This window comes from Streptococcus suis (genome assembly GCF_002964045.1).
Classification (GTDB): Bacteria; Bacillota; Bacilli; order Lactobacillales; family Streptococcaceae; genus Streptococcus; species Streptococcus suis_U.
The window spans coordinates 1-354 of the sequence record NZ_POPB01000543.1 but is presented as its reverse complement, the minus strand read 5'-3'; the positions used below and the strand labels follow the sequence as shown (position 1 = coordinate 354).

General features: G+C 37.0%; 1 protein-coding gene. It reads right to left on the bottom strand.

From position 1 onward, the window contains the following. Positions 1-179: 179 nt before the first annotated feature. A partial coding sequence (locus C1E99_RS12605) for an energy-coupled thiamine transporter ThiT (protein ID WP_193441819.1) occupies positions 180-354 on the bottom strand: 175 nt, incomplete at its 5' end.

The following is a 354-nucleotide window of genomic DNA, read 5'->3' as shown; positions in this document are numbered from 1 at the left end:
CCCCCAGAGACACCAGGTAAGATAAAGCCGAGTGCGATAATCATACCTTTAATAATTCTTGAAATCCAAGAAGCCATAATTTCCTCCAAAATGTATTATAACGTTCCTATTATAGCATAAAGCAAGTAAAAATAATTAAAAAGACTGCCTGTTAGATAAAATCCAGCAGGCAGTTTTGGTTAAAGATTGTAAAAACCTGGTCTTGCTCTATAGAGTAAAATGAGCAGAATAGAGGCAATTGCAGTGGAAGGAAGAATATAGCTGATATTGTAGGTAAAGGAATAGAACCAGACAGGCATACCATCTGGAGCGTAGTCTGCGTAGAAAATAATTCCTGATAAGAAGGTGGCTAAC